Consider the following 16,103-nt stretch of genomic DNA (forward strand, 5'->3'; position numbering starts at 1 on the left):
TCATGCACTGGCTTTTAACACACTGTTGAGTTCTCAAGAAACGGACGCGTACACCACCCGGAAACCGACCCTTTAAGGAGTCCGGCCCCGGCCGGGGCGTTCATTTCGTTGTGCCTTAATCTTAGCCGCTCCCCGCGGCCGGGACCAAATCGCGCTGTTTTCCAGCACTTGACTCCCAGCCACCCGAACCAACTAACATTCAGGCCGCCCCGTCTCCAGGGCAACCCCTCTAACTTACCCGACCTCGAACCACCGTGCAAACGGAGGAGCGAAGATCTTTTTCGAGGGGGCCGACACCGCTCTCTCCACTCGAACCCGCACCTCGGCCACTCAAGGTGGTGAGGGTGGTTGGTGGCCGGGCGATGCCGACGACAAAAGATTAGCAGGCCCTACCCAGCCTTCGATCCAATACGGGCAACGATCGAGTAGAACCTTTCGGCCCAGTGGGCAAGACCGGTACAAGAGCGGTACGTCCATCGCAGGATCACCACCGGATCGAGGCTGACCAACCGTGAGCGAACGAACGGCCCCCCGGGCACTGGTCCTCCTGCTGGTCACGGCCTCGGCCGTCGTCGTACTGGCCGGCATCAAGGCGATCAGCACGATCGTCGGGCCCATCGTGCTCGCCCTGGTGCTCGTGGTGGCCGTCTCCCCCATCCGGGAGTGGCTCGTGCGCAGGCAGGCGCCGGCATGGACGGCGGTCGCGGTGCCGTTCTCGGTGGTCATGGTCGCGCTGCTGGGCATGATGGCGATCCTCAGTACCGCCGTCGCGCAGTTGGCGGTGCTGCTCCCGAGCTACTCCGCGCAGTTCAACAAGCTCGTCGCGGACACCCAGCGGTGGGCGGCGCAGCATGGCATCGCGCCCCAGGTGAACGAGGCGCTGCGCTCGGTCGACGCGGGCAAGGTGGTCGAGCTGGCGCAAGGCCTGGCGGCCAGCGTGCTGGGTGTGGTGTCCAGCCTCTTCCTGATCGTCGTCCTGCTGCTGGCGATGAGCCTGGACGCCCCGGTCGTGTCCCGCATCATGGCCGCCGCGGCGCCGGAGCGCCCCGCCATCACCACCGCGCTCGCGACCTTCGCCTCCCGGACCCGGCGATACCTGCTGGTGTCCACGATCTTCGGGCTGATCTGCGCCGCCCTGGACGTGCTGGCGCTGTACCTGCTCTCGGTGCCGCTCCCCCTGCTCTGGGGTGTGCTCGCGCTGATCACCAACTACATCCCGAACATCGGCTTCGTCGTCGGGCTCGTGCCGCCCGCCCTGCTCGCCCTGCTGACCGGCGGCCTGCCGCGCATGATCCTGGTGATCGTGGCGTACCTGGCCATCAACATCGTGGTGCAGTCGTTCATCCAGCCGAAGTTCCTCGGTGACGCGGTGGGGTTGAGCACGACGGTCACCTTCCTGTCGCTGATCCTGTGGGCCACGGTGCTGGGGCCGCTCGGCGCGCTTCTCGCGATCCCGCTCACGCTGCTCGCACGCGCGCTGCTGATCGACAGCGACCCCGGGGTGCGATGGTCCGCGGCCTTCGTCTCGGGCGAGCTCCCGCCGGATCGGGCGGACGCCACGGGAAGCTCTCCCTCGCGTGGGTCCGTGTGACCCGATCCGGCCGGCTCTGCCGTCGCGTCACGCGGAGGCGCTGACCGGCGCGCGAGGAGTCTCCCGCTGCTGCACGGGCACGAGTCCCGCGATGCGCCGGGCGCCCCAGGGCATCGCGGCGATCAGGATGGGCAGCAGCACCACCGAGCTGATCGACCACGGCTGGTGCAGGTACCACCATCGGACGTCGTTGTACTGCGTCAGGTACAGGTAGCCGACCGCGGCCCAGGTGGAGGTGCCGATGATGACCGGCCAGGCGAACCGCGTCGGACGGGCGACGAGGAACGGCATGAACCACATCAGGTACTGCGCGCCGAGCCGCGGGGTGACCACCATGAACGCCAGCAGCATCGCCGTGGTGAGGTCGATCGGGTCGGCACGCCGCCAGGCGAACGCCACGACGAGCAGCGTGAGATAGATCGCCCACTGTCCGTAGCGCGCGAGATCGGCGTTCAGCTCCCAGTTCCCGCCCGTGAACAGCGGGGTCCACCCCCACTCGCCGATGATCGGCCGGACGTCGCCGATGGTCTTGATCACCTCGGGGAGCTGGCTGAGGGAGGTGCCGGCGCCGATGGGGAGGGTCACGAGGAAGAAGATCGGCGCGACGCCGGTGGCGAAGAAGGCGCAGGCGCGCGAGCGCAGGTCGGGCAGGAACAGCAGCATGCCGGGGACCAGCCAGATCGGCCAGCTCTTGGCGCACAGCGCGAGGCCCATCAGCAGGCCCGCGATGACGGCGTTGCGGACGGGGCGTGAGGTTCTGGCGTTCCTGGCCACGATGAACGCCGCGACGCCGAACACCAGGGAGACCGGCTCCACCTGTCCATGGATCGAGGCGACCAGCACGGCCAGCGGGTTGCACGCGTACTGGAACGCGCGCAGGCCGGCGTCCTTGCCACCGGCGAGCTTGCCGACCAGCGGGATCAACGCGATGTCGGCGACCACGGTGACCAGCCGGCCGGCGATCTCCCAGGGGATGTTCATCCACAGCAGCAGCCCGTAGACGTACGGGATGGTGGGGAGGAAGTGCCAGCCGCCTTGGCTCTCAAGGACGGGGTCCTTGTGGGCGAGGATGGCCTCGCCGGCCGGTTTGAAGCTGTTGACGAAGTCCACCGGCTGCCAGGTGGACGTCGCCGCCAAGATCATGATCAGGACGCGCACCCCGATGCCGGCCGCGAGCGCGACGGCCAGGGACGGTCTCCAGCCCTTCCACTGAGCGACGATCGCGAGCACGACACCTGAGACGAGGACGAACCCCGTGAGCATTGCGTAGTCCATGACGCTCACTAGCCTGCCGGACCACGGGCCAAAGCGACCACTCGCGTGGGGAAATTGCCACCATCTATCCAGAATTGCTCACACAAAGAAGTGTTCCGACTCCTATAGGTGACGATCACATGATAGATGCGGATTAGTCGGAGGGGGCGACAAGCGTGCGGCCCGCGGGCTCCTTGGGGGATTGGAGCCGCGGGCCGCACGGTCGGGAGGCCGGCCTGCGACGGGACGCGCTCAGAAGCCGGCGGTGATCCGGGTGAACTCCCAGTCGCTCTGCGAGATGCCGCTGCACGAGGCGGTCACGCCCCCGCCCGGGCAGGGACGGTCGCGGTTGACCGACCAGAACGCGAGCCGGGCGAGCCCTCTGGACTTCGCCCAGTCGCGGATCTGGGTCCAGGTCCCCGGCGAGGTGAGCTCCTGCTGGTCGGACAGCCCGTTCATGCCGGAGATGCCCATGTGGGCGTAGGCGGTGGCGTCGGACCATCCGAAGGCGTTCTTCAGCGCGTTCTTCAGCCCCTCGCTCGCGTTGACCGTGCTCTGGTACATGTCGGCGCCGCCGCCGAAGTCGAAGGGCATGATCGTGAACACGTCGATGCCGGCGCCGAGCGCCGCCGCCTGGTTGATGAGCCGGGTGCCGTAGTAGTTCGGCCCGCTGGTGCCGGTGCCGAAGGTGACGATGGTCTTGATCCCGGGGTTGTTCTGCTTGACGATCTTCAGCGCGTTCAGGATGCGGTCCTGCACGGCCTCGTTCTCGAACTCGTCGCTGTTCTCGATGTCGATGTCGATCGCCTTCAGGTTGTAGGCGCTGATCACCTGCTGGTAGGCGCCCGCCAGCGCCTGCGGGGTGGCGCAGTTCGGGCCCAGCTTGTTGCCGCTCCATCCGCCGAACGACGGCACGATCTCACCGCCGGCGGCCTTGATCTGGCCGATCGCCGTGGCGTCCACACCGCCCTGCAGCGGGCGCTGTCCGTCCCAGGCGGGGGTGCAGCCGCCGCCGGACAGGACGAACGCCATCGTGAACCACTTGACCCCGGTGGCGCTCATGACCGACGCGGGGCTCGGCGGACTGCCCCAGCCCATGTACAGGTAGGGCGCGCCGCTGCCGCCGGTGGGCTGCGGGCAGCCGGTGGTCGTCCCCGTGGCCGCGCCGCTCGCCGCCGACTCGCCCACCGAGTTGTACGCCTTGACGGTGTAGGTGTGCGTGCTGCAGGTGGCGAGCGATCCGACGGTCGCGGAGGTGCCGGTGACCGTCGCCCGGACCGCCGACCCTTCGTACACGCGGTAACCGGTCACGGTGCCGCTGGAGGCGGTCCAGGACAGGGAGATCGACGAGCCGGTGGTCCCCGTGACGGACGGCGTCCCCGGCGTGCCCGGCGCGCCCGGGTTGGTGGTGCCTCCTGAGCACGAGGCGCCGTTGATCGTGCAGTTCTGCGGAGCGGTGAAGTTGCCCGGAGCGCCGTTGAAGCCGAAGGTGATGCTGGCACCCGCGGCCAGGGTGGGGGCCCAGCTCGGGTTGGCGAAGGTGTAGTGCTGGCCGCTCTTGGTCATGACCGCGTCCCACGCGGTGGTGACGGAGTAGCCGGACGGGAGGTCGAAGGCGACGGTCCAGCCGTTGAGCGTGCTGGAGGTGCCGTTGGTGATCGTGTACTTGCCCTCGAACCCGGTGCCCCAGTCCTGGGGTTTGGTGAAGGTCGCGGTCACGGCGGCGGCCGAGGCGGGGGTGCCGCCCGCCACCAGGACGGCCGCGGCGGCGGTCAGCGCCGCTGCGCACAGGCGGATGAGACGCATGGATGTCCCTTTCAGCCGGTGAAGGCCCGGAAGATGGTGGTGAACTCGTAGGCCGACTGGCTGACGCCGCTGCAGGTCGGCGAGAGGGTGCCGTTCGGGCAGCCGCCGTTGTCACGGCCGATCGACCAGAAGGCCACCCGCCCGACATGACCGGCCTGTGCGTAGGCGAGCAGTTTGCGGGCGTCGGCCTGGGTGGTGGTCTGACCGGTGTCGTTCTTGCCGATCATGGGAGTGAGGCCGAGCATCCGCCTGAGCTGCGCGTCGGTTCTCGACGGCCAGATCGTGCGCATCTGGGCCAGGGTCGCGTTCGCGGCCGAGACCATCGCGTCGCCCCAGGCGCCGGTGTAGCCGAAGTCCATCAGCATGGGATTGACCAGGACGTCGAGTCCGCGGGCCGCGGCGTCGCCGAGGATCTGCACCGAGAACGGGTCCAGCCCGTAGTCCTGGCCCTGGATGCGGAGGGTGTAGCTGATCCGCGTGCCCCGCTCGGCCTGCAGTTGCCGCAGAGCCGAGTTCACCTTGGCGATGTCGATCGCCGCCTCCACGTCGACGTCCAGGTGGTTGGTGCCGACCGTGTCCAGGACCTTCTTGTAGGCCGCGAGCAGTTGCGCGGAGGTGCCGCAACTGTGCTCCAGGTACGGTCCGACGGCGCCTCCGGTCGCGACGATCACCTGGCCGCCCTGGGCCTGGAGGCCGCGCACGTCGTTGATGATCCGCGTGTCGTTCAGCGGGATCGTCCCGCCCCAGGCGGGGTTGCAGCCCGTGCTGTCGCCGAGGGCGAAGGCGAGGGTGTAGTTCCGCACGCCGGTCGCGGCGGCGGCGGCGACCAGCGAGGGCGTGGACATGGTGATGTCGATGTAGGGCGCGACGAGGATGGTCCCGGCCGGCGGGCTGGGCGTCGGGGTCGGGGTGGGCGTCGGGGTGGGGCTGGGTGGAGTGGGCGTGGGCGTGGGGCTCGGGGTGCCGCCCCCGCCGCACGGCGCGCCGTTGATCGTGCAGTTCAGCGGGGAGCCCGGTCCAGCGCCGACGAACCCGAAGGAAGCCGAGGCGCCGGGGGCGAGCGTGCCGTTGTACTCGCGGTTCCTGAACGTGTAGCGGTCGCCGGACCGGGTCATCAGCGCGTCCCAGTAGGTACCGGCGCTCGTACCGGACGGCAGGTCGAACTGGACGGTCCAGCCGTTGACGGTGCTGGTGGTGCCGTTGGTGAGGGTGAACTTCGCCTCGAAGCCCGACCCCCAGTCGGACGTCTTGACGAACGCGGCACCGAGGGCGGCGGCCTGCGCGCCAGGGGACATCAGCACCGCGATGACGAGGCTGGCCGCGGCCGTGAGGGCGAGCAGGGGCAAGGTGCGTCGCATGGGCGCTCCCTAGCTGGCGAGGAGGCTGGGCGTACGCGTCCCGCGGCGCGGGACGCCGGAGTGAGAGGGCGGCAACCGCCATCTGGGTGGGGAAGGGAGTGACCTGTGCGCTGTCGGCGCAGGTGGGGGGCGCGGCACGACGCCTCCAGCGGCCTGACTCTTAGGAAAGTTTCCTAAGAGTTGGTGCGATCGTAGCTCCGCGGCGGGCACCCCACAAGGCCCAAACCGTGGGGTTTTCTCCGAGCCAGGGCCGCTTTGACAGGGGTGAAGGACTGGTCTACCCGCCGGCCTGGAGACGTACGGTCCTCATCGCCGCACGTGAGTCCGGCCGGGGGATCCTCTTCGCCGCCCGAGCGTGAGCGGCGGGCGTCCGACCTGGTCCGTACTCTGGTGCGCTCTCGCGGCTTGCGGACCTCGCTCGGGGTTGGGGTCCGGCACGGCGGGGGGGCCGCAGGGCGGAATACTCCGTCGCCTCGTCCTGGCTACGCCCGGTATAACGTGACGACCACCGTTGTACCGGGAGTTTGCAGCATGTTCTTCGGCATAACCAATATCTGGGCTTATGTGATCGGGGCTTTTCTGATCATCCTCCTCCCCGGCCCGAACTCGCTGTACGTCCTGACGATGGGGGCGCAGCGCGGCGTGCGGAGCGGCTACCGGGCCGCCGCCGGGGTCTTCGTGGGCGACTCGGTGCTGATGGTGCTCTCGGCGGCCGGGGTCGCCTCGCTGCTGCAGTCCTCGCCACTGCTGTTCGGCATCGTGAAGTACTCCGGCGCGGCCTATCTCGCCTGGCTGGGCTTCAACATGATCCGCGCCGCCCGCCGATCGTGGCGCGGCGAGGATCGGCCGGACGACCGGCCGGTGGAGCAGGCGCCCGACCTCGCCGACCCGTTCAGGAAGGCCCTGACGATCAGCCTGCTCAACCCCAAGGCCATCTTGTTCTTCATCTCGTTCTTCGTGCAGTTCGTCGATCCGCACTACGGCGCGCCGGCGCTGTCGTTCCTGATCCTGGGCGCGATCTGCCAGTTCTTCAGTGTGCTGTACCTGTCGGCGCTGATATTCGGCGGGTCATATCTGGCCGGCCAGTTCCGGCGGCGGCGCAGGCTCTCGGCCGGCCTGACCTCCGGCGTGGGAGCGATCTTCCTTGCCTTCGGCGCCAAGCTCGCGACCTCCAGCCTGAGCTGAGCCCTGGCCGTGCCCGCCCGTGGAGGCCGGGCCCGCCCGCGGCGGTGATCGCGGCGCGCCGACGGCCGGAGGCTCGCCGGATCGTCGACCGGCGAGACACCCCGGCCGGGCATCTCTTGACGCTACGGCACCCCGGCGGAGCCGGGGATCAGCGGTCGTTGACCTTCAGCGCGACGCTGACCAAGGACAGGAAAAGCTCCGCGTCGGCGCGGTCCTCGATCTCCACGCGGATCCACCCGGCCTTGTGACCTGGTGTGACACGATAAGAGTCGGCGAGCACCCGGGCCCACCGGTCGATGAGGGGGGCGGTGAGGAGCAGTTCGGCGGTGTGGTCACCCGGCATCCGGATGATCTCGCGGCCCCGGGCGCGGAAGCGCACGGCGGTGCGGGTGTGGCTGACCACCAGGTCGGGCCAGCGCGTCAGTTCGACGGCGACGTCGGCCACGTGATCGGCCGAAGGGGGGACATGCGTGCGTGAGAGCACTGCCATGGCTTCATGCTCGCGGTCCGCTCGCCATCCCGAAACCCTCTGTTCTCGAACCGTTATCCAATGTTCAACCACTTAGGAGACGTTCACCGCCACCCCGTCCCCGAAGATCGCGGTAAATGATCTTTTTCCTGTTATGTACGTCTTAGTCGGTGATTGTGTACGGTAAGCGACCAATGGCCACTACTTGCCATTTGTATGGGAGTTTTGGCATTCCCATCCCAGGGTAGGCGCCGAGGCTTTACCGTCGCTCATCAACCGTCCTCCTTGGGGGGAAGCATGAACGCACCACCCTTCACCCTGCCGAGGATCACCGCGCTCCTCCGGCAGGCCGTACCGCGGCTCCTCGAAGGCGTCGTCGCCCCGCTCGCCGTGTTCTACACCGCGCTCGCCGTGCTCGGCCTCGACGGAGCACTGATCGCCGCGGTGAGCTGGGTGTACGCGGGAGTGCTGTGGCGGCTGGTCCGCCGGCGGCCGGTGCCCGGCACGATGGTGCTCGCGGCCATCGCCATCACCGCGCGCGCCGCGCTGGGCTGGTGGACGGGCAGCGCCGTCGTCTACTTCCTCCAACCCGAGCTCGGCACCATCTGCATCAGCATGGCCTTCCTGGCCTCCGTGCGGCTGAACCGCCCCCTGGTGCAGAAGCTCACCCTCGACTACATCCATCTCCCCTCGGCCGTGCTGCGCCACGAGCGGGTGCGGCGGTTCTTCGCCCGCATCACTCTGCTGTGGGCGTTCGTGCTGCTGGCCAACTCGGCGGTCAGCATCTGGCTGCTCCTGCACCAGTCCATCGGCACCTACCTGCTGGTCCGTACGTCCGTGGTGGCCGCCATCAGCGGAGCCGCGATCGCCGTCTCCGTCTACGCGTTCCGCCGGATGCTGCACCGCCTGCACACCGACACCCCCGCCGCCCCGGCCATCACCGCCGGCTGACCCGCCCGCCCCCGGCCTGTCGTCCCGGCACGGCTTCTCTCCCCCGCTCTGTCCGCAGCACGCCTGATGGCGACATGTACGCCGATGTGCGCATCTGGGCAAAGATGAGAGCGGTTCCGTACAGGGAGAGGACGAAGACATGGGATGCGCACTCGTGACCGGGGCGTCGCGGGGACTCGGTGCGGCCGTCGCCGAGCGACTGGCCGCCGACGGCTGGAAGGTCGTCGTCAACTACGCCCACGACACCGCGGGAGCGACCGCGGTCGCCGAACGCATCGGCGAGGCGGCCCACGTGGCCCGCTTCGACGTGACCGACGAGGAGTCGGTGGCGCGGGGTGTCGCGGAGATCCGCGAGCAGGTGGGCCCGATCGGCATCGTGGTGAACAACGCGACCGGGCCGCAGCCGATGATGCCGATCGAGAAGCAGACCTGGCAGGACCACCTCGACCAGCTCGTGTTCTTCGTCAAGGCGCCGCTGCTGCTCCTGCACGCCGTGCTGCCCGACATGCGGGCCGCGGGCGGCGGCCGGATCATCAACATCGGCAGCGAGGTCGCCGATCTCGGCAACCCCGATTTCGGGCACTACGTATCGGCCAAGGCGGCCATGCACGGCCTCACCCGCTCGTGGGCACGCGAGCTCGGGTCGCTCGGCATCACCGTGAACACGGTGGAACCCGGCTGGATCCCGGTGGAGCGTCATGCGGGCGACGACTGGAGCGACTACCAGGCCCGCCTGCCGCTCGGCCACATGGGCGTGCCCATGGACGTCGCCGAGGCCGTCGCGTTCCTCGCCTCCCCCGGCGCGCGCTTCATCACCGGCCAGCGTCTGGCCGTGAACGGCGGCAACACCCTGAGCTGATCGCCACCGGGCGGTGCCGCGGCGGACGCGACCGAAACTCATCACCTGTTGATTTCATCAGGTGATGAGTTTATGTTGGCGTCACACACAGGACAGCGTCGCCAAGAGGGCGGGCCCCCGCCCGCCCGCGGCGCCCCAGGGAGACCGACCATGCTCATCTCCGACGGTGACCGCCGGCTCGCCGGCTCCGAGCGCCACCCCCTCATCCTCGGCTTCCCGGACATCACGGCCGACATGCTGCCGCTGGTCGGCGGCAAGGCCGCCAACCTCGGCGTGCTCACCCGGGCCGGGCTGCCGGTGCCGGCCGGTCTCTGCCTGACCACGCGCGCCTACCGCCGCGTAGCGGAAGGGGCGGGTCTTTCCGAGGTGCTGGACGCCCTCGCGCGCACCGCCGCCGACGACACCGCCGCCCTCGCCGAGCTGGCCGGCCGGGCGCGGGCCGCCGTCCTGGCCGCCCCGGTGCCGCCCGACATCGCGCGGGCCGTACGGGAGGCCGCCGACGGCCCGGTCGCGGTCCGCTCGTCCGCCACCGCCGAAGACCTGCCCGACGCGAGCTTCGCCGGCCAGCAGGACACCTTCCTCAACGTGGTCGGCCCGGACGCGGTGCTCGACGCCGTGCGCCGCTGCTGGGCGTCGCTGTGGACCGACCGCGCGGTCGCCTACCGCGCCGCGGCCGGCATCGACCACGGCGCCGTCCACCTGGCGGTGGTGATCCAGCGGATGGTGGCGGCCGAGGTCGCCGGGGTGATGTTCACCGCCAACCCGGTCACCGGCCGCCGCCGCGAGGTGGTGATCGACGCCGCGCCCGGTCTCGGCGAGGCGGTGGTGTCCGGCGCGGTCAACCCCGACCACTTCGTGGTGAGCCCGTCCGGGGCGATCGTCGAGCGGCGGCCCGGCGACAAGCGCACCGAGATCCGCCCGGTGGCGGGCGGCGGCACCGAGCAGGTGCGACGGGAGGGCGCGAGCGGGCCGTGCCTCACCGACGAGCAGGTCGTCGCCCTGGCACGGCTCGGCGCGCGGGTCGAGGACCACTACGGCGCACCGCAGGACACCGAGTGGGCCATCGACGCCTCCGGCACGCTCTGGCTCACCCAGGCGCGGCCGATCACCACCCTCTACCCGCTGCCCGAGCCGGCGGCCGGCGGCCTTCGGGTGTACTTCTGCTTCAGTCTCGCCCAGGGACTGCACCGGCCGATCACCCCGATGGGCATGTCGGCCTTCCGCGCGCTGGCCGGCTCGGCCATCACCACCCTCTACGGCCCGCGCAAGGGCCCCCTCCCGGTCCACTACGCCGGCATGCGGATCTTCGGCGACGTGACCGGCATCATGCGCGGCAGAGTGGGCCGTGCCATCGTGCCCCGGATGCTGGACGTGATGGAGGCCAGGTCTGCGGTCGTCCTGCGCGGCCTGTTCGACGATCCCCGGCTGAGCGTGACCCACCGGTCGCCGCTGCCGGCCGTGCGCCGGCTCGCGCGCGTCGCCCGCAGGTACCGCATACCCCTGCGCATCCTGCAGGACCTGCGCGACCCCGCGACCGCGCGCCAGCGCGTCTCCTTTGTGGTGACGCGGCTCCGCGAGCGGCTGGCCCTGCACGAGGGCGCCACCGCCGCCGAGCGCCTGGACCATGTGGAGCACTGCCTGAGCTCACAGGTCGTGCCGCTGATCCCGAACATCGTGCCCGCCCCGGCCGCGGGGTTCCTGATGTTCGGGCTCGCCACCCGCCTGCTGCGTGGCCGCACCCGGCCGGGTGAGCTGCCGACCGTGCTGCGCGGGCTGCCGCACAACGTCACCACCGAGATGGACCTCGCGCTGTGGGAGGCGGCGGAGCGCATCCGCGTGGACGAGGCCGCCACCCGGGCCCTGAGCGGCCCGGACCTGCCGCGAGGTGCGTTGCCGCCCGTACTGCGCGAGGAGCTGGACCGCTTCCTTCACCGCTACGGGCACCGGGCCGTCGCCGAGATCGACCTCGGCGTGCCCCGCTGGTCGGACGACCCTTCGCACGTGCTCGGCGTCCTCGCCAACTACCTGCGGCTGGACGATCCGGCGCTGGCTCCCGACGTGCAGTTCGCGCGGGGCGCGCGCGAGGCGGAGGACATGATCGACACGCTGGCCCGCCGCGCGGGCGTCCTGCGGGGCCCGCTGGTCCGCTTCGCCCTGCGGCGCACCCGTGAGCTGGCCGGATACCGGGAGATGCCCAAGTACTGCTTCATCGTGGCCCTGGGCGAGATGCGCCGGCACCTCGCGGCGGTGGGCGCCGAACTGGCCGCGCGCGGGCTGCTCGCCGAGCCGGACGACGTCTTCATGCTGACCATCGCCGAGGCGCGGGCCGGGCTCGGCGGCGCCGACCGGCGCGAGCCGGTCCGGGAGCGCCGGGCGGCCTACGAGCGGGAGCTGCGGCGCAGGCACATCCCCCGGGTGCTGCTCTCCGACGGCACCGAGCCCGAGGCGGTGGGCACGGCGGCGCCCGTCGAGGGTGCGCTGACCGGCACCCCGGCCTCGCCCGGCTCAGTCACCGGGAAGGCACGGGTCGTCCTGGACCCGGTGGGCGCGCACCTCGCGCCTGGGGAGATCCTGGTGGCCCCGTCCACCGACCCGGGCTGGACGCCGCTCTTCCTGACCGCCGGCGGCCTGGTCATGGAGATGGGCGGCGCCAACTCCCACGGCGCGGTCGTGGCCCGCGAGTACGGCATCCCCGCGGTGGTCGGCGTCCCGGACGCCACCTCGCGCATCGCCACCGGGGACGAGATCACCGTGGACGGCACCGGCGGCGCGGTCGTCCTGCCCCCGGTGAAGGACGCCGGCTAGGAGGACGCCAGGGTCGGCAGCAGGCGCCGGGTGCGGACCGCGTCGTCGCCGGAGACGAACACGGCGGCCACGAAGTCGGTCACCCCGGCCGCGGCCAGGCCGGCGATGCGCTCGGCGACCTCGTCCTCCCCGCCGACGATCGCCACGTCCGCCGGACCCTGCGCACCCTCGCGGTCGAGCATGGCCCGGTAGGACGGCAGCTGGCCGTAGATGGAGTAGATCTTCGCGGCGCGTTCCCTGGCCGCCGCCTCGTCGCCGGTGACGGCCACCGGGAGGGCGCACACGATGCGGGGAGCGGGCCGGCCGGCCTCCCGGGCGGCCTCGGTGATGGCGGGAACGACGTGCTCGGCGACGGTGCGCGGCCCGGTCATCCACAGGATCGTGCCGTCCGCCGCCCGTCCCGTCACGCCGAGCATGCGCGGCGCCAGCGCGGCGACCAGCAGCGGGACCTCGCCGGCGCGGGGCGTGCTCAGCTCGACGTGCGCCGCGACGGTCTCCCCGTCGACGTCGGCCCGCTCGCCGCGCAGCAAGGGGCCCAGCACCGAGAGGTACTCGCGCATGTGCCGGGCCGGCCGGTCGTACCGGTAGCCGTACATGTCCTCGATCACGAGCCGGTGGGAGAGGCCGATCCCGAGCGTGAGCCGCCCGCCGAGGGCCAGGCTCGCGGTGAGCGCCTGCTGGGCCAGGACGGCCGGGTGGCGGGGGTAAGTGGGCACCACCGCGGTGCCGAGCTCGATGCCCGGGACCCGGGGACCGGCGGCGGCGAGCGCGGTCAGCGCGTCCACGCCGAAGATGTTGGAGAGCCAGGCCGAGCTGAAGCCGTCACCGGCCGCGCCCGCGATGTTCTCCTCCAGCTTGGCGATGGCGTCCGGCCCCGAGGGCTCGTTCAGGTACAGCCCGATGCGCATGTCCGTCCAATCCCGCGAAACCGAATCATGTTCTGCCCTGCTCCCCGCTCATCGTACGCACCGGACGCCGCGCGCGTGAACGGTTCACCGGCACCCGCCTCGGCCACGGACATCGGCATGCATGGCGGACCGGGAACGCGCGGGGCACGTCCGGGGCACGGCGGCACGGGCCAGCGCCACGAGGGCCGGGCGGTGTGGACCGCCGCGGTACCGCATCGCGCACGCCCATCGGGGTGAGGCGAGCACGATGGGTCCCGGCGCGGACGGCGCATGATCGGTAGAATCACGGGAGTGCGAGGTGTGCTGGTGACCGGTCCGCTCGTCCTGCTGGCGCTGCTGGCCTGCGGGTGCGGCGGCGCCCGGCCGAGCCTGGAGGAGGCCACCCGCCTCCTGCGCGACGACGGCGCCGCGCTGAGCCGGCTCGCCCTGCCCGGCAAGGCCGTCACGCTCACCAGGGAGACCTCCGGCTGCCCGGCGGGCACCGCGCGCGGCGTCTACACCCTGACCGGCGACCTGCCGCAGGACTCCGGCGCCCAGGCGCCGGCCGCGGTGGCCTCGACTCTGGCCGCCGAGTTCCATCGCATGGGGTACCAGGAGGGCGAGAGCCCGCAGGAACGGTTCGGCCTGAACGTCAGCGTCGTGCGGAAGGAGTCCCTGGGCATCGTGTTCACGGTGGCCCTGCGCTCCGAAAGGCCGAACGTCGAGATCACCGGCACCACCGCCTGCGCCTCCTGAGCGCCCGTGTCTCCCGCCCTACGCGGTATTAGGTTTGCGCACACCGAGATCAGCGGTATGGTTATTTCAGCGACGCGGGGTGGAGCAGCTCGGTAGCTCGCTGGGCTCATAACCCAGAGGTCGCAGGTTCAAATCCTGCCCCCGCTACCTAGAAGGCCCTGGTCACCACTGGTGACCAGGGCCTTGTTCTTTGCGTACCGGGTGCGGGCGATCTCTCCGCGGTAATCGGAACTCAATCGCACCTCGGCGTTCGGGCCGCGATCTCAGCGGCCGGCGGTCGTCTCGCCGGCCGGGGCATGCGATCGGGGCGGGACGGGGACGCGGGTGAGGTCCTCGGCCACGACGATCTCGCCGGGAAATTGACGGGCGGCCTGCGCGCCGAAGGCCGCGGGGTCGCTGTAGCGCTGGGAGAAGTGCGTGAGCACCAGGCGGCGAACCCCGCACTCGCGGGCCACCCGCCCGGCCTCCCCCGCGGTCAGGTGTCCGAAGTCGTGGGCCAGGCGGGCGTCCTCGTCCAGGAACGTCGACTCGATCACCAGCAGGTCGGCCCGGTCGGCCAGGGTGAAGACGCCCTCGCACAGCCGGGTGTCCATGACGAACGCGAACCGCTGGCCGATGCGCGGCACGCTGACCTCCTCCAGGGTTACCGTGCGCCCGCCCGCCCGGATCGATTTCTCGCGCTGCAGTTCACTGACGCGCGGACCGGCGATGCCGTGTTCGCGCAACCGCTCGGGCAGCATCCGCCGCCCGTCCGGCTCGACCAGCCGGTACCCGTAGGTCGGAAGCTGGTGGTCCAAGGCGTGCGCCTCGATCCGGCCGAAGCGTCCTTCCGCGATGACGCCGTCCCCGCCGACCGGCTGGGCGATCACCGTGGCGGTCTCGTGGTAGGAGCTGGCGTGCCGCAGCCGGGCGAAGTACTCCGCGCCCTCGGCCGGGAAATGGGCGAACACCGGGTGCGGCACCCGGTCCAGCGACATGCGCTGGATCACTCCCGGCACGCCGAGGCAGTGGTCGCCGTGGAAGTGGCTGATCAGGATGCGGTCGACGTCGGTGGCCGCGACACCCGCCATGATCATCTGCCGCTGGGTGCCCTCCCCCGGATCGAACAGCAGCCCTGCCCCGTCCCACCGCAGGAGATACCCGTTGTGGTTGCGCCGCCGGGTCGGCGTCTGACTACCGGTCCCAAGAACGACGAGCTCACGCGATGACACCCCAGACACCATAAGCCAGGCCCGGACCGGCCGCATCGCCCCGGTCGACCGGCCGGGTCACAGGTGGGTGGTGAGGAAGGCGGTGGTCTCGGTGACGGCCTGGGTGACGTAGGGCTCGGTGTCGTAGAGGTCGATGTGCAGCCTGGCGTCCAGCCAGACGATCTTCTTGGGCTCGCCCATGCGCTTGTAGGCCTCCTCGGCGCCCTCCGGCGAGCAGAAGCGGTCGACGACGCCGTGGACGATCAGGCCGGGCTTTGGAGAGAGGAAGTCGGCGCCCATCATGTTGTCCACGGTGATCAGCTCCCGGATCGATGCCCTGGTGACCTCGTTGACCCACGAGGGCGCCGCGGACCGCTCGGTGCCGTAGTACGCGAACGGCTCGTCGCCGGGCATGGCGGCCTCGCCGGACGCGGCGACCGCAGGGAGGTACTCCGGCTCGCCGCCCTGGTCCTGCCGTTCGAGGACCTCGCTGAACGAGGCGAGGGCCTGCGCGTACCCCTGCTCGGTCATGCCCGACCGCATGGCGTAGGGGTCGTTGTAGGCGCCGGCGATGCCGACGAAGACCTTCACCCGCGGGTCGAAGGCGGCGAAGCGCAAGGCGTAGCCGGCGCCGAGGCAGATGCCGACCACTCCGACGCGATCGCCGTCCACGCCGGGCAGGGCGCGCAGGTAGGAGACGGCGGCGCGCAGGTCGTGCAGCTTGCCCTGCGGGTCCTCGTGCCGGCGGGGCAGCCCTTCGGACTCGCCGAAGTTGCGGTGGTCGAAGGCGAGGGTGACGTACCCCGCGTCGGCGAGCCGCGCGGCGTACAGGCCGGTCACCTGCTCTTTGACCCCGGTGAACGGGCCGGTGAGCACCAGCGCCGGACGCGGACGGTCACCCGGCGGCACGCGGAGGTCACCGGCGAGCGTGACGCCGCCGGCGGTGAAGTGGACTCGTTCGGCCATGCCGGTAAGTCAACCCCATCGGATTC

13 protein-coding genes and 1 tRNA gene are annotated in these 16,103 nt (G+C 70.9%); 7 read left to right on the forward strand and 7 right to left on the reverse strand.

Annotated features, from left to right (window positions below):
• Nucleotides 1-511: 511 nt before the first annotated feature.
• Nucleotides 512-1,591, forward strand: a complete 1,080-nt coding sequence (locus tag IEY93_RS32775; protein ID WP_229691670.1) for an AI-2E family transporter — start codon at nucleotides 512-514, stop codon at nucleotides 1,589-1,591.
• 27 nt (nucleotides 1,592-1,618) lie between these two features.
• Here IEY93_RS32775 and IEY93_RS32780 read toward each other — a convergent pair whose 3' ends face one another.
• The 3 genes from IEY93_RS32780 to IEY93_RS39455 form a co-directional block, all read right to left on the reverse strand.
• A complete protein-coding gene (locus IEY93_RS32780) occupies nucleotides 1,619-2,866 on the reverse strand; it encodes a putative hexosyltransferase (RefSeq protein ID WP_189167053.1) in 1,248 nt (415 codons plus the stop codon).
• A gap of 231 nt (nucleotides 2,867-3,097) precedes the next feature.
• Nucleotides 3,098-4,651: a cellulose binding domain-containing protein gene (locus tag IEY93_RS32785; protein ID WP_189167054.1), complete on the reverse strand. Its 1,554-nt coding sequence runs from the start codon at nucleotides 4,649-4,651 to the stop codon at nucleotides 3,098-3,100.
• Nucleotides 4,652-4,662: 11 nt separating this feature from the next.
• Nucleotides 4,663-6,009, reverse strand: coding sequence for a cellulose binding domain-containing protein (locus tag IEY93_RS39455; protein WP_203969012.1), 1,347 nt, complete (start codon nucleotides 6,007-6,009; stop codon nucleotides 4,663-4,665).
• A gap of 531 nt (nucleotides 6,010-6,540) precedes the next feature.
• On the opposite strand from IEY93_RS39455, the gene leuE reads away from it, so the two are divergent.
• Nucleotides 6,541-7,194: a leucine efflux protein LeuE gene (gene leuE / locus IEY93_RS32795; RefSeq protein WP_189167055.1), complete on the forward strand. Its 654-nt coding sequence runs from the start codon at nucleotides 6,541-6,543 to the stop codon at nucleotides 7,192-7,194.
• A 148-nt stretch (nucleotides 7,195-7,342) separates the two neighbouring features.
• Here leuE and IEY93_RS32800 read toward each other — a convergent pair whose 3' ends face one another.
• On the reverse strand, nucleotides 7,343-7,684 hold the full coding sequence (locus IEY93_RS32800; RefSeq protein WP_189167056.1) for a luciferase domain-containing protein: 342 nt from the start codon (nucleotides 7,682-7,684) through the stop codon (nucleotides 7,343-7,345).
• A gap of 276 nt (nucleotides 7,685-7,960) precedes the next feature.
• Between IEY93_RS32800 and IEY93_RS32805 the strand changes: the two genes are divergently transcribed.
• The 3 genes from IEY93_RS32805 to IEY93_RS32815 all read left to right on the forward strand — a co-directional run bounded on the left by IEY93_RS32805 (nucleotide 7,961) and on the right by IEY93_RS32815 (nucleotide 12,278).
• Nucleotides 7,961-8,614 (forward strand): VC0807 family protein, encoded by a 654-nt coding sequence (locus tag IEY93_RS32805; RefSeq protein WP_189167057.1) that lies wholly within the window; start codon nucleotides 7,961-7,963, stop codon nucleotides 8,612-8,614.
• Nucleotides 8,615-8,753: 139 nt separating this feature from the next.
• Nucleotides 8,754-9,473: an SDR family oxidoreductase gene (locus tag IEY93_RS32810; RefSeq protein WP_189167058.1), complete on the forward strand. Its 720-nt coding sequence runs from the start codon at nucleotides 8,754-8,756 to the stop codon at nucleotides 9,471-9,473.
• 150 nt (nucleotides 9,474-9,623) lie between these two features.
• Entirely contained in the window at nucleotides 9,624-12,278 is a 2,655-nt protein-coding gene (locus IEY93_RS32815) for a PEP/pyruvate-binding domain-containing protein (protein ID WP_189167059.1), read from the forward strand.
• On the opposite strand, the gene IEY93_RS32820 is transcribed toward IEY93_RS32815, so the two are convergent.
• A complete protein-coding gene (locus IEY93_RS32820; RefSeq protein ID WP_189167060.1) occupies nucleotides 12,275-13,186 on the reverse strand; it encodes a TIGR03564 family F420-dependent LLM class oxidoreductase in 912 nt (303 codons plus the stop codon). The genes IEY93_RS32815 and IEY93_RS32820 overlap by 4 nt on opposite strands.
• Before the next feature lie 291 nt (nucleotides 13,187-13,477).
• Between IEY93_RS32820 and IEY93_RS32825 the strand changes: the two genes are divergently transcribed.
• Both IEY93_RS32825 and IEY93_RS32830 read left to right on the forward strand, forming a co-directional pair.
• Entirely contained in the window at nucleotides 13,478-13,921 is a 444-nt protein-coding gene (locus tag IEY93_RS32825) for a hypothetical protein (protein ID WP_189167061.1), read from the forward strand.
• A 73-nt stretch (nucleotides 13,922-13,994) separates the two neighbouring features.
• Nucleotides 13,995-14,068 (forward strand) — tRNA-Met (locus tag IEY93_RS32830).
• Between the two features lie 116 nt (nucleotides 14,069-14,184).
• Here IEY93_RS32830 and IEY93_RS32835 read toward each other — a convergent pair.
• Both IEY93_RS32835 and IEY93_RS32840 read right to left on the reverse strand, forming a co-directional pair.
• Nucleotides 14,185-15,132, reverse strand: coding sequence for a ribonuclease Z (locus IEY93_RS32835; RefSeq protein WP_189167062.1), 948 nt, complete (start codon nucleotides 15,130-15,132; stop codon nucleotides 14,185-14,187).
• A gap of 57 nt (nucleotides 15,133-15,189) precedes the next feature.
• Nucleotides 15,190-16,077 (reverse strand): alpha/beta hydrolase, encoded by an 888-nt coding sequence (locus IEY93_RS32840; RefSeq protein ID WP_189167063.1) that lies wholly within the window; start codon nucleotides 16,075-16,077, stop codon nucleotides 15,190-15,192.
• Nucleotides 16,078-16,103: the final 26 nt, after the last annotated feature.

The organism is Sphaerisporangium melleum, from assembly GCF_014646695.1.
GTDB lineage: Bacteria > Actinomycetota > Actinomycetes > Streptosporangiales > Streptosporangiaceae > Sphaerisporangium > Sphaerisporangium melleum.

Bases quoted from the DNA above. Each gene is read 5' to 3' on its own strand.
- IEY93_RS32780 (WP_189167053.1), bottom strand. From the start codon at position 2,866: ATGGACTACGCAATGCTCACGGGGTTCGTCCTCGTCTCAGGTGTCGTG.
- IEY93_RS32785 (WP_189167054.1), bottom strand. From the start codon at position 4,651: ATGCGTCTCATCCGCCTGTGCGCAGCGGCGCTGACCGCCGCCGCGGCC.
- IEY93_RS39455 (WP_203969012.1), bottom strand. From the start codon at position 6,009: ATGCGACGCACCTTGCCCCTGCTCGCCCTCACGGCCGCGGCCAGCCTC.
- leuE (WP_189167055.1), top strand. From the start codon at position 6,541: ATGTTCTTCGGCATAACCAATATCTGGGCTTATGTGATCGGGGCTTTT.
- IEY93_RS32800 (WP_189167056.1), bottom strand. From the start codon at position 7,684: ATGGCAGTGCTCTCACGCACGCATGTCCCCCCTTCGGCCGATCACGTG.
- IEY93_RS32805 (WP_189167057.1), top strand. From the start codon at position 7,961: ATGAACGCACCACCCTTCACCCTGCCGAGGATCACCGCGCTCCTCCGG.
- IEY93_RS32810 (WP_189167058.1), top strand. From the start codon at position 8,754: ATGGGATGCGCACTCGTGACCGGGGCGTCGCGGGGACTCGGTGCGGCC.
- IEY93_RS32815 (WP_189167059.1), top strand. From the start codon at position 9,624: ATGCTCATCTCCGACGGTGACCGCCGGCTCGCCGGCTCCGAGCGCCAC.
- IEY93_RS32820 (WP_189167060.1), bottom strand. From the start codon at position 13,186: ATGCGCATCGGGCTGTACCTGAACGAGCCCTCGGGGCCGGACGCCATC.
- IEY93_RS32840 (WP_189167063.1), bottom strand. From the start codon at position 16,077: ATGGCCGAACGAGTCCACTTCACCGCCGGCGGCGTCACGCTCGCCGGT.